This window comes from Streptomyces sp. NPDC020845 (assembly GCF_044334165.1).
GTDB lineage: Bacteria > Actinomycetota > Actinomycetes > Streptomycetales > Streptomycetaceae > Streptomyces.
The window spans coordinates 1,078,874-1,090,172 of sequence record NZ_JBIRSJ010000001.1 but is presented as its reverse complement, the minus strand read 5'-3'; the positions used below and the strand labels follow the sequence as shown (position 1 = coordinate 1,090,172).

Sequence of the window (11,299 nt, the reverse complement as noted above, 5' to 3'; positions counted from 1 at the left end):
AGCCTGCGGCTCAAACGCATCGAAGACCTGCTCGACGTCAATGTGGCTCAGCCCGATTCGCTGCTGCAGCTCACCGCCGCACTCGCGGCAGCCGACGTCGGCGGCACAGCTCATCTCGCACAGTCTCTTTGAACATCTCCACAACCGGCTTCGCCTGCCCCGGTCAGGCCGGGTGCCCGCCCTCGGCGACGTCCAGGAGCAGCAGGGCCGCGCTGACCTCCACGAGGGTCGCCGGAGCGGAGAGGTCGAGGCCGGCCACCGTTTCGATCCGCCGCAGGCGCTGGCTCACCGTGTTGGGATGGACGCTGAGCCGGTGTGCGGCCTCCGTTCTGCTGAGCTCGCTGTCCAGATAGACGCGGAGCGTTTGCAGCAGGTGCGTGCCGCGCAGCAGATCGTGCTGCCGCACCGCCTCCAGTGTGCGGTCGGCGAAGGCGACCAGCTGCCGGGCGTCGCCCAGTTGCAGGAGCAGGCCCGCCACGCCGAGGTCGTCCGGTGTCACCACGGTGTCCGAACGCCCGGTGCGCAGCGCCACATTGAGCGCTCCGCGAGCGGTCCGGTACGCCTGCACAAACGTCCGCCTCTCGGCGCCGGACACCGCGACGGTCGCTCCCTCCGCGTCCGGGACCGAGGCCATCGCTCGCCGTATCGACGAGGCGACGGCGTCCATGCGCTGCTTCTCACCGACCGGGGCGGCCCGCGAGAGCGTACGGACACAGTCCAGGGGCCACAGCGCGACCACGGCTCCCTGGTGCATCGCGACGAGCGGTCTCGGCGTATACGCGGCGGCCAGTTCGGAGACCAGGGCCAGTGCGCGCTGGTAGGTGAGGGACCGTCGGGATTCGGTCGCCACGTCGAGCTGCCCGACGACGGCGATGTGGGGGTGGGACAAGTCGTGGCCCAGTCGACGAGCGCGCTCCGCGACCGGGGGCGAATCGACGGCGGCGCCGCTGAGGATGTCGGCGAGCAGTTCGCCGCGCAGCCGGTGCTCTACCTCGGTGCCGGTGCGCAGCCGGAACAGCTCGAGCGAGATCACGATCGAGGCGTGTTCAAGAGCCCGTTCGTCGAGGAGTGAGAATCCCTCGGCGCCGCGCGGCAGCCACACCCGGGCGACCACCTCCCCCGCCAGCCTGACCGTGGCGGCGACGTAACCGCCTTCTTCGCGCACGATGCCGGTGCCGAGCGTGTGCGCCCCCGACGGGTCCTCCTCCAGTGGCAGCGCGGCCCGGACGTCGCTGCCCGGCAGCTCCGAGGGGGTACCCGTCCGCGCGAGCACGGCGCCCCCGGCGTCCTCGACGAGCACGGGCCGCGACACGAGGTCCGCCAGCGCCTGGACGATGCCGTCCAGACCACCGGCCCGCAGAGCGACCTCCAGGAGGCGCTGGTGTATCCGCTCCGATTTCGTCAGCAGGTCGCGCTGGCGGCGCAGCGAGACGTTCAGCTGCTGAAGTTCCTCGACCATCCGTGCCGAGGTGAGCGCGATCGCGGCGTGGTTGGCCAGCAGGGTGAGCCGCTCCACCTCGTGGTCGGTGAAGTCGTGGACGGCTGAGTGGTAGCTGTTGAGCGTGCCGACCACGTCGCCGCCGGCCACGAGCGGCACCGAGAGCATCGACCGGTAGCCCTGCTCCTTCGCCACCCCGCCCCATGGCGTGAACTGCGGCTCGCGGTCGATGTCCCGCACCGCGACCGGCAGTCCCGACCGGAATGCCTGGCTCGACGGCGCGTGGTGGACACCGTCCCCGTGCAGGCGTACCGGACGGTCGGAGTTGACACGTGCCACGTACTCGGCCGACAGCCCGCTCCATCCCTCGATGACGAGGTTCTGCCCGGAGCTGTCGGGGATCAGGACTCCGCAGAAGTCGAACCCCAGGAGGGACCGCGCCGTGTCCGCGACGAGGCCAAGGACCTCGCGCAGACCGCCTCCGGCGCTGACGGCGGCGCTCAGCGCCTGTACGGCCTCCAGCCAGCGGCGCAGTTCGGCGTGCGACTCGGCTCCGTCCGACCCCGCGGGGTCCGCGCCCTCCAGTGACATCGTCGGCATACCTCCAGCATGGCACGCCGATGCATGTCAGCGGAGACACCTATCTCGATGGATTGTGTCGGCACAAACATAGAGATGCCCGGGGCCTGTCTGGATACTCGACCGCACGCTGCCGCGCCGAGACGCGGACACCACTCCCCCTCCCCGCATCCGCGGCCCTGTGCCCTTCGTGAGGACAGCCATGAACGAGAACACCACCCTGCTCGCCGACACCGATGCCGACACCACCGGCACGACGACGGTGTCGGACGACGCCGCGCACCGCGATCGGGCCATCGTCAACCCAGCCACCGGCGCGGTCATCCGCACCGTCGCGGACAACACGGCAGCCGAGGTGGACGAGGCGGTACGGGCGGCGAAGGCGGCCTTCGAATCCGGTCCGTGGCCCCGTATGCCACGCAGTGAGCGAGCCAGGCATCTGCTGCGGTTCGCCGACGCCATCGAGGCACACACCGAGACGCTGTTCCAACTGGAGACGCGGAACAACGGCCGTCCCATCACCGAGACCAGGGCGCAGCTGTCGCGCGTTCCGGAGTGGTTCCGCTACAACGCGGGGCTGCTGGCCACCCAGAGGGACGCCGTGCTGCCCGGCGACGGCCCCTATCTGACCTATCAGCGACGGTCACCGCTCGGTGTGTGCGGCATCATCACACCGTTCAACCACCCCCTGCTGATTCTCGCGCGCAGCCTGTCCGCGGCGCTGGCCACCGGGAACACCGTGGTGGTCAAGCCCTCCGAGATGACACCGCTGACCACGCTGGCGCTGGTCGACATCCTGCGCGAGGCCGGGCTGCCGGAGGGCGTGGTCGGTGTCGTGACCGGCGGACGCGAGGTGGGGGAACGGCTCACCGGGCACCCCGACATCGCCAAGATCACGCTCACCGGTGGCACCGAGGCCGGGCGGGCCGCGGCGGTGGCCACGGCGGCCCGCTTCGCCCGTGTCACCGCGGAGCTCGGCGGTAAGACCCCGATCGTCGTCTTCGACGACATCGACCCGGTCGTCGCCGCCGAAGGAGCGGCGTTCGCCGCGTTCGTGGCGGCCGGCCAGTCCTGTGTGGCCGGTTCGCGGTTCCTCGTCCAGCGCGGGATCTACGACGAGTTCGTCGAGGCGCTGAGCGCCCGGGCGTCGGCGATCCGGATCGGGGACCCGGTGCGGCCGGAGACCCAGCTGGGGCCGCTGATCAGCGGTGTCCAGCGGGACAAGGTCCTGCGTCTGATCTCGACCGGCATCCAGGAGGGCGTCCGCGTCGCCGCCGGCGGAGGAGTTCCGGACCTGTCGGCGGAGCTCGGCTCCGGCTACTACGTACAGCCGACCGTGCTGGCCGACGCCACGATGTCGATGACCGTCGCACGCGAGGAGATCTTCGGACCGGTCGCGGTCGTCGTGCCCTTCGACGGGGAGGACGACGCGGTGGCGATGGCCAACGACAACCGGTTCGGTCTCGGGGCCGGCGTGTGGACCCGCGACATCGCTCGTGGCCACCGTGTCGCGGACCACATCACCGCCGGAATGGTGTGGGTCAACGACCATCACCGACTGGAGCCCTCGCTCCCGTGGGGCGGGGTCAAGGAGTCCGGCACCGGGCGGGACGCGGGCCAGGAGTCCTTCGACGACTTCACCTGGATCAAGACCGTCGTGGTGCGGACCGCCGCGGACGACGTCGACTGGTACGGGAATGCCGAGCCCGGCCGTCTCAACTGACCAGCCGCCCCGGACGCTTCCCCACTCCCCACCAACTTCCCCACGCCCCACCAACTTCCCCGTGGTTCCCACGACGACTCCTGTCCGGCAACGTCCAACGAAGGACCCGCCATGTCGAAAACACAGGCAGCCCCGCCCGCTCGCGGCTGGCGCACGGAGATCACCCGAATCCAATGGCTCGTCCTGCTGGGGACGACTATGGGCTGGGCCCTGGACGGCTTCGCCGGAAGCCTCTACGCACTGGTCCTCGGCCCGGCCATGACCGAGCTGCTGCCGCACAGCGGTGTCGCGGTGGACCCCGACGCCATCGGGTTCTACGGCGGGCTGACCGTGGCTCTGTTCCTCGCCGGCTGGGCGGTCGGCGGGCTGCTGTTCGGCATGCTCGCCGACTACTTCGGGCGGGTCCGGGTGCTGTCCGCCGGCATCGTCACCTACGCGGTGTTCACCGCACTGGCGGCGTTCGCCGACACCTGGTGGCAACTCGGTGTCCTGCGGTTCGTCGCCGGGCTCGGCTCGGGTGTCGAGGCCCCGGTCGGGGCCGCGCTGGTGGCCGAGGTATGGCGCAACCGCTACCGGGCGCGTGCCTGTGGCGTGATGATGTCCGGCTACGCCGCCGGGTTCTTCATCGCCGCGCTCGCGTACCAGTTGCTCGGCGACCACGGCTGGCGGCTGATGATGGGCATCGCGGTGGCGCCCGCGCTCCTCGTGTGGTTCATCCGCCGTTACGTCCCCGAGCCCCCGGAGATCCAGGGCGCCATCGCGGCACGCCGGACACGTAAGTCACAGGGGCAGGCCGCCGCGGCGGACCAGTTCGTCCTGCGCCGGCTGCTCGCCGCGCCGTTGCTGAGCAGGACGGCGATCTGCACGGCGCTGGCCACCGGCTCGCTGATCGCCTTCTGGAGCGTATCGACCTGGTATCCCCAGATCATCCGCCAGATGACCGCCGCCGGTGCGATGTCCCCCGAGACCGCCAACAGCCGCGTCGCGGTCGCCTCGATGTTGTTCAACGCGGGCGGGGTCCTCGGCTATGCCTCATGGGGCTTCCTCGCCGACGCGTTCGGGCGGCGCAAGGCCTTCGCCATCAGCTTCGCCGTCTCCGCCGTGAGCGTCGGCTATCTCTTCCCCTTCCACCACGGCTACGGCGAGTTCCTTCTCGCCCTGCCGGTCGTCGGGTTCGGCCTGTTCGGGGCGCTGTCGGGCACCTTCGTCTACGGCCCCGAACTCTTCCCGCCCAGTGTGCGCGCCACCGGTATGGCCCTGTGCAACAGCATCGGTCGCTCCATCACCGCGGCCGGCCCGCTGGTGGCCGGGGTCATGGCCGCCTCGTGGTTCGGCGGAGACCTGGGCCTGGCGACCACCTGTGTCGCCGCGGTCGGACTGATCGCCGTGGCCGGACTCGCCTTCGCACCGGAGACCCGCGGGGCCGAGCTACCGACCGACCCCATCGACCTCGGCCCGGACCGGGCGCAATCGCCGACCGGGTCGACCACCAGCAAGGAGATGTACACATGAACGCGTACGACGGCGCCACCGCCGTGGTCATCGGCGGATCGATCGGCGGGCTCACCACCGCGCTCCTCCTGCGCGACCTGGGCTTCACGGTCGACGTCTTCGAGCGGACCCCCACCGCACTCGACGGACGCGGAAGCGGCATCGTGCTGCAGCCGGACACCCTGCGCTGGTTCACCGAGCGCAGTGAGCAGCATCCGCAGGATCTCAGCACCTCCACGGACTGGGTGCAGTACCTGGACACCGACAACCGGATCGTCCACCGCGAGCGACGGACCTGGAGCTACACCTCGTGGGGCACGTTCTACCGCGCCCTGCTCGGCGACTTCGGATCCGACCACTACCATCTGGGCGAGTACGCCTGCGGATTCGACCAGGACGAGCGATCCGTCACGGTGCGGTTCGTGAGCGGGCGCGAGGTGACGGCGGACCTGGTGGTCTTTGCCGATGGAATCACCTCCATCGGGCGCCGCCGTCTCGACCCGGCCGCGGACCTCACCTACTCGGGATACATCGGCTGGCGCGGCACGGTCCCGGAGAAGGACCTGTCCGAGGGCACCCGTGAGCTGCTGAAGGACTCCATCACCTACACCGTGGTGCCCCATTCACACATCACGCTCTACCCGATCCCCGGCGAAGTCGGGACCGGGCCGCAGGACCGGCTCATGAACTACGTCTGGTACCGGAACGTGCCCGAGGGCCCCGAACTGTCCGAGATGCTGATCGACAAGCGCGGCTTCCCCGGCACGGTGTCCATCCACCCCGCCCAGGTCCAGGACCGCTACGTGGCCGAGATGCGGGACACCGCGCGGCGGATGCTGTCCCCCGCGGCAGCCGAGGTCGTGACCGCCACGGCCACGCCGTACATCCAGGTCGTCTCCGATGTGCGCGCGTCCCGGATGGCCGAGGGCCGGGTGGCCCTGATCGGCGACGCCGCGTGTGCCGCCCGGCCGCACGCCGCGGCCGGCACCGCGAAAGCGGCGGCCGACGCCTGGGCCCTGGTCGGCGCGCTCCGAGAGGCGGAGGGCGACATCGGCGCCGCCCTGCGCACGTGGGAGCCGGTGCAACTCGAACTCAGCGCCCGGCTGCTGGAGCGGGTCGTCGCCATGGGCGAGCGGTCCCAGTTCTCGAACACCTGGAAGCCCGGCGACCCGAGCCTGCGATTCGGTCTCTACGGCCCCGGCCGCTGACGCCCACGGATACGCCTCGACCCACCACGGAACACACCCAAGGAGAAAACGATGACCAGTGACAACTTTCTCGCGGACCTGCCTCTGGCAGGCGACCTCGTCGCCGGCGGATTCGACGGATGGCCGCAGGAGCTGCGTGCGGAGTTCGAGGCGCACTCCCACGACGGCCGGGTCGGCTCCCGGCTGCTGAGCGAGACACCGCGGGTGCGGGTCTGGGAGATCCGGCTCGCCCCCGGCGAGCGCTGGCACGCCCACCGACATGTCCTCGACTACTTCTGGACCGCGGTGAACGCCGGCCGCAGTCGCCAGCACACGCACGACGGCACGACCCGGGAGGTCTCCTACAACGCCGGGGAGACCCGCCACTTCACCTTCGGCCCGGGCGAATACCTGCTGCACGACATCGAGAACGTCGGCGACACCGAACTCGTCTTCACCACCGTCGAACACCTCGACAGCGCCAACGCGCCGCTGGACATCCACGGCGATGCGTCGGACGCCCGGCAGGAGGGACAGGCGTGATCAGCGCCCCACTCGCCGAGGGCGTCATCGACGTCCACGCCCACTGGCTGCCCGCCGAGCTGTTCCACCTCCCCCCGGGGGCTCCGTACGGGGGTATGCACGACCGCGACGGCGAACTCCACCTCGGGGACATCCCGCTGTCCATTCCGACCCGGGCGATGAGCGACGTCCCCGCGATCCTCGAGGACATGCGCGCCACGGGTGTGGGGGTGCGGGTCCTGTCCGCGCCACCGTTCGCGTTCCCCGTGGGCGGTGTGCCGGGGGCCAATGCGTATGTGACGGCGTTCAACGACGCGCTGTCCGCCGTGGTGTCCGACTCCGGTGGCAGGCTCGTGGGGCTCGGCTTGGTCGGGCTCGACGACGCCGACGAGGCCCGCGCCCAGATGCAGCGGCTGGCCCGGACCGACGGCATCGCCGGGATCGCGATCCCGCCGCTGCTCGCCGGCGGCTCGCTCGACCGGGGCATGCTGCGCAACATCCTCAGCGACGCCGCGGATCTCGACCTCGCCGTGCTCGTCCATCCCATGCAACTGCCCCGGCCGGAGTGGTCGGAGCACTACCTCTCCAACCTCGTGGGCAACCCCGTCGAGAGCGCCACCGCCGTCGCGGCGCTCATCCTGGGCGGCGTCAAGGAGCAGCTGCCGCGGCTGCGGATCTGCTTCGTACACGGCGGTGGCTGCGCACCGTGGCTGCTCGGCCGGTGGACCCACGGCTGGCGGACCCGGGCCGATGTGCGCCGCCACTCGTCCCGGCCACCGGCAGAAGTGTTCGGCGAGCTCTTCTTCGACAGCGTCACCCACGACCCCGGACCGCTGGGGCTGCTGGCCGCGCAGGCGTCCAAGGGCGGTGTCGTCTGCGGGAGCGACTACCCGTTCGACATGGCCCAGCCCGACCCGGTCCGCTTCGCCACCGACCACGGGCCCGACGCCGGAACGCTCACCGCCAACGCGCGGGCGTTCCTCGGGCTGTGACGGGCCCGGCGCCGAGACCGGCGGACAGACCGCTCCAGCCGTTCCAAGCCGTTCCGAGAAGGGAACCCACCGTGTCAGACATCTCCCTGGCCGAGCGCCAGGCGGTCAGAAAGGCCCTCAGACGGCTGGGCCCATTGGTCCTGCTCCTGTACACGGCCGGCTATCTCGACCGCGTCAACCTCGGGACCGCCGCGCTGACGATGAACGCCGACCTCGGCATCAGCACCTCCGCCTTCGGCTTCGCCACCGGGATCTTCTCGGCCGGCTACATCGCCCTGCAGATCCCCGGCAACCTGGCGCTCAACCGGCTGGGCCCGCGACGCTGGCTCGGACTACTCACCATGTCCTGGGGCGTCGTCGCCGTTCTGTCGAGCCTGATCCAGGGCGAGGGCAGTCTCATCGCGACCAGAATCGCCTTGGGCGCCGTCGAGGCAGGAATGCTCCCCGGGATGTTCATGTATCTGACGATCTGGTTCCCGCCGCGGATGCGCGGGCGGGTCACCGCTCTGGTGTGTCTGCCGTTCTACGCGATCCTGGGAACGCCGCTGTCCGCGGCCATCATCCAGTACGCCCACGGCCTGCTGGGAGTGGCCGGGTGGCGCTGGATGTTCATCCTGGAGGGGGTGCCGACGATCATCCTCGGTCTGGTTCTGCTCCGTTTCCTGACCGACTCCCCGGCGACCGCCACCTGGCTCACCGAGCCGGAACGGGAGGCCCTGCTCCGGGTCACCACGGCGGAGACCACCACGGAGAAGCCGAAGATCCGGTTCAGCGACATCCTCGAGCGCCTGCGCGACCTCCGCCTGGTCACCCTCTCCGTGGGCGTCAGCCTTCTGTGGGTCGGCTTCGTCGCCATCACCTCGTTCCTTCCGCTGATCATCACCGGCTTCGCCGAGCAGGCCCACACCAAGCTGAGCGTGCTCCAGACGGGCCTGCTGTCCGGGTCCGTCTACGTCCCCGCGACTCTCGTCGCCCTGATCTGGGTGTCCAGCTCGGACCGGCGCAACGAGCGGGTGTGGCACGTGGCCTGCGGTGCGCTGCTGGCCGCCGGCGGCACCGTACTGGCCGCCAACACCACCGGTCTGTGGCTCACCCTGCTCGGTACGGTCCTGCTCACCTCCGGTATCTATGCCGCCCTCTTCCTGATGTGGCAGATCCCGGTCGGACACCTGCACGGCCCCGTCGCCATGTCCGTCGGTATCGCCCTCACCACGATGCTCGGCAACATCGGCAGCTTCCTGGCCCCCTACATCGTGGGATGGCTGCGCGACACGACCGGGAACTACAACAGCGGCCTGTACTTCATCGCCGCCTCGCTCATCGGCTGTGCCGTCGTCACCGTCGCCGGCAACCGGATACGGGCGCGCACCGCCGCCTCGCACACCCCAGCCCCGCACCACGACGACCTCGAAGAAGTCACCTCGCACTGACGAAGGACGAAACACCTTGCTCACGATCGACCACATCTCGCTCGGGTCCCGCAACATCTACGCGGGCACCGAACAGCTCTGCGCGGAGACAGGATTCGGGCAGTACGAGGGGGGCTGGTTCCCCCACCTCGGCATCGCCAACCGCATCGTCCCGCTCGGACCGGACCAGTACATCGAGGTCGAGAGCGTCATCGACGCCTACTCACCGCACACCAACCCCAGCGCCCGCTGGTTCTACGACCAGATCGAGGGTGGCGATGTGTTCATCGGCTGGTGCCTGCGGGTCGACACGCGCGACGAGTTGCAGAAGCTGGCCGAGCACTTCGGCACCGACATCATCGACACGCCCCTGCGCAAGCGGACGGACGGCGTGCAGCGCAACGCGATCCGTGTCCCCGAGACGATTCCCTGCTGGCAGCGGGGTGTACCCAACGTGTTCCTGATCGAAGACCTCTCCGAGCACCCGGGGGCACAGCCGCGCGACGGACAGCGGAACACCCCCCAGGGGATCACCTGGATGGAGGTCGGCGGCACCGAAGCGGATATGCGTGCGTGGCTGGGCGACGGCGCGGCCGACCTTCCCTTGAAGTACAACGGCGGACGTCCCGGTCTGTACGCGGTCGCCGTCGCCACGGACGAGGGCGAGGTGGTGATCCGCCGCACGGCGGTCACCGAGCCCCGACAGCCGGCGAGCTCGGACGGGTCCCGCGCGTAGCCACGCGCTCGGTTGCGTTCGCGGGCGGTTGCGTTCGCGGGCGGTAACCGAGTCCACCTGGGCCCGCACCACCACAGGTTTCGACGTGGTGGTGCGGCCAGGAGTTCCGTCCCGTCCTCCTGCGACGGGCCTACCAGCACGCCAATGAGGTGGACGGCTCCGTCCTCACCGCCGACCGCGAGCGCGTATGCGCAGGGCCGGCCGAAAGTACGGACATCGCCACCTGATCAGCTGCGCGCCCTCGTGGACGAGCAGATCCTCATCCTCATGGAGACGGCTCCGTAAGTGGCCACCGTGTTCTCGTGACCCAACAATCAGTCCTCGGTCTGGCTCCCAGGGGTCGTGGGCACCGATCACGCCGAGCTCCGACGCGATGTGGTCGACTGCCGCGCTACGCGTCTTCGTCTGAACCTTCGCGGCGCGGGTGCGGGCGCACCGTGAGCGCCTGCTGCGCATATCCGACCGGGCCGTGTACGTCGTGCAGAACCGTGCTGGTGACACCCAGCCCCGTGGCCCCGAAGACGACCGTGGTGTCCAGGCCGGTCCAGCGCCCCTCGGGCTGCCGGTAGAGGTGCACGGACATGTCGACGTTCGGGTACATCCACTGCGTGGGCGGCTGTCGTACCGCGATGCCGTTGGCGGTGTCGACAAGTGCGATGTAGCTCGCCAACGCGCCGCTTTGCTCACCGTGGACCAGCGCCAGCGGAGTGGAGACCCAGGCCGTGGTGCGGCCGGGGCGCGGTGTGCCGACGGGCCTCAGGTCGAGGGACGCGATATAGCCGCCCGGCCACTGCTCGGACAGCGCCCAGCCGTCGAGCGGTTCGGGAGCGGGCAGCGCCGCAGGCTCACCGCCTGCCACGGCGGTGGTGTCCTGCGCGGCCAGGAGCCAGGCACGGGCGCGTACGACGGTGCGTTCGGCGATGGTGACCGCCGCCTCGACGAGTTCTATGGTGCGGCCGGGCCTGACCGTCTCCACGGAGATCTGACACTCGTCGAGGGCGATCCGCCCGAGGATGTCGAAGCTCAAGCGGCTGAACAGCATGCCCGGCCGTGCTTCGGAGTCGAGGTGGCGCTCCATGGCGTGGACGACGAGGCCACCGAGCGGGCTGAAGTGCTGCTCGTCCGTGCTCCAAGCCCCGCTCGCATGGGCGGTCGGCTTGTACCGCCCCTCGTCGATGCGCTCGTAATAACTCGGCACGGTCCACGCGTCCTCGGTCAACGA

9 protein-coding genes are annotated in these 11,299 nt (G+C 70.2%); 7 read left to right on the top strand and 2 right to left on the bottom strand.

Annotated features, from left to right (window positions below; translation table 11 throughout):
- Nucleotides 1-163: 163 nt before the first annotated feature.
- The gene (locus tag ACH4U7_RS03925) at nucleotides 164-2,038 is read right to left on the bottom strand and encodes a helix-turn-helix domain-containing protein (RefSeq protein WP_398526416.1); all 1,875 of its coding nucleotides are present in this window, start codon (nucleotides 2,036-2,038) and stop codon (nucleotides 164-166) included.
- A 181-nt stretch (nucleotides 2,039-2,219) separates the two neighbouring features.
- On the opposite strand from ACH4U7_RS03925, the gene ACH4U7_RS03920 reads away from it, so the two are divergent.
- The 7 genes from ACH4U7_RS03920 (at nucleotide 2,220) to ACH4U7_RS03890 (ending at nucleotide 10,077) form a co-directional block, all read left to right on the top strand.
- On the top strand, nucleotides 2,220-3,740 hold the full coding sequence (locus ACH4U7_RS03920) for an aldehyde dehydrogenase family protein (RefSeq protein ID WP_398526415.1): 1,521 nt from the start codon (nucleotides 2,220-2,222) through the stop codon (nucleotides 3,738-3,740).
- A 111-nt stretch (nucleotides 3,741-3,851) separates the two neighbouring features.
- Nucleotides 3,852-5,252, top strand: coding sequence for an MFS transporter (locus tag ACH4U7_RS03915; protein ID WP_398526414.1), 1,401 nt, complete (start codon nucleotides 3,852-3,854; stop codon nucleotides 5,250-5,252).
- Nucleotides 5,249-6,439 (top strand): FAD-dependent monooxygenase, encoded by a 1,191-nt coding sequence (locus ACH4U7_RS03910; protein WP_398526413.1) that lies wholly within the window; start codon nucleotides 5,249-5,251, stop codon nucleotides 6,437-6,439. The genes ACH4U7_RS03915 and ACH4U7_RS03910 overlap by 4 nt, the downstream gene beginning before the upstream one ends.
- Nucleotides 6,440-6,490: 51 nt before the next feature.
- Nucleotides 6,491-6,961, top strand: coding sequence for a hypothetical protein (locus tag ACH4U7_RS03905; protein WP_385611977.1), 471 nt, complete (start codon nucleotides 6,491-6,493; stop codon nucleotides 6,959-6,961).
- A complete protein-coding gene (locus tag ACH4U7_RS03900) occupies nucleotides 6,958-7,932 on the top strand; it encodes an amidohydrolase family protein (RefSeq protein WP_398526412.1) in 975 nt (324 codons plus the stop codon). The genes ACH4U7_RS03905 and ACH4U7_RS03900 overlap by 4 nt, the downstream gene beginning before the upstream one ends.
- Nucleotides 7,933-8,003: 71 nt before the next feature.
- The gene (locus ACH4U7_RS03895; protein WP_398526411.1) at nucleotides 8,004-9,362 is read left to right on the top strand and encodes an MFS transporter; all 1,359 of its coding nucleotides are present in this window, start codon (nucleotides 8,004-8,006) and stop codon (nucleotides 9,360-9,362) included.
- A gap of 16 nt (nucleotides 9,363-9,378) precedes the next feature.
- A complete protein-coding gene (locus ACH4U7_RS03890) occupies nucleotides 9,379-10,077 on the top strand; it encodes a VOC family protein (protein ID WP_398526410.1) in 699 nt (232 codons plus the stop codon).
- Nucleotides 10,078-10,468: 391 nt separating this feature from the next.
- Here ACH4U7_RS03890 and ACH4U7_RS03885 read toward each other — a convergent pair whose 3' ends face one another.
- Complete coding sequence (locus ACH4U7_RS03885) at nucleotides 10,469-11,296, bottom strand: thioesterase family protein (RefSeq protein WP_398526409.1); 828 nt, start codon at nucleotides 11,294-11,296, stop codon at nucleotides 10,469-10,471.
- Nucleotides 11,297-11,299: the final 3 nt, after the last annotated feature.

What these genes read in the sequence shown, in the direction of transcription:
- ACH4U7_RS03920 (WP_398526415.1), top strand. Translation starts at nt 2,220, where the DNA reads ATGAACGAGAACACCACCCTGCTCGCCGACACCGATGCCGACACCACC.
- ACH4U7_RS03910 (WP_398526413.1), top strand. Translation starts at nt 5,249, where the DNA reads ATGAACGCGTACGACGGCGCCACCGCCGTGGTCATCGGCGGATCGATC.
- ACH4U7_RS03915 (WP_398526414.1), top strand. Translation starts at nt 3,852, where the DNA reads ATGTCGAAAACACAGGCAGCCCCGCCCGCTCGCGGCTGGCGCACGGAG.
- ACH4U7_RS03905 (WP_385611977.1), top strand. Translation starts at nt 6,491, where the DNA reads ATGACCAGTGACAACTTTCTCGCGGACCTGCCTCTGGCAGGCGACCTC.
- ACH4U7_RS03925 (WP_398526416.1), bottom strand. Translation starts at nt 2,038, where the DNA reads ATGCCGACGATGTCACTGGAGGGCGCGGACCCCGCGGGGTCGGACGGA.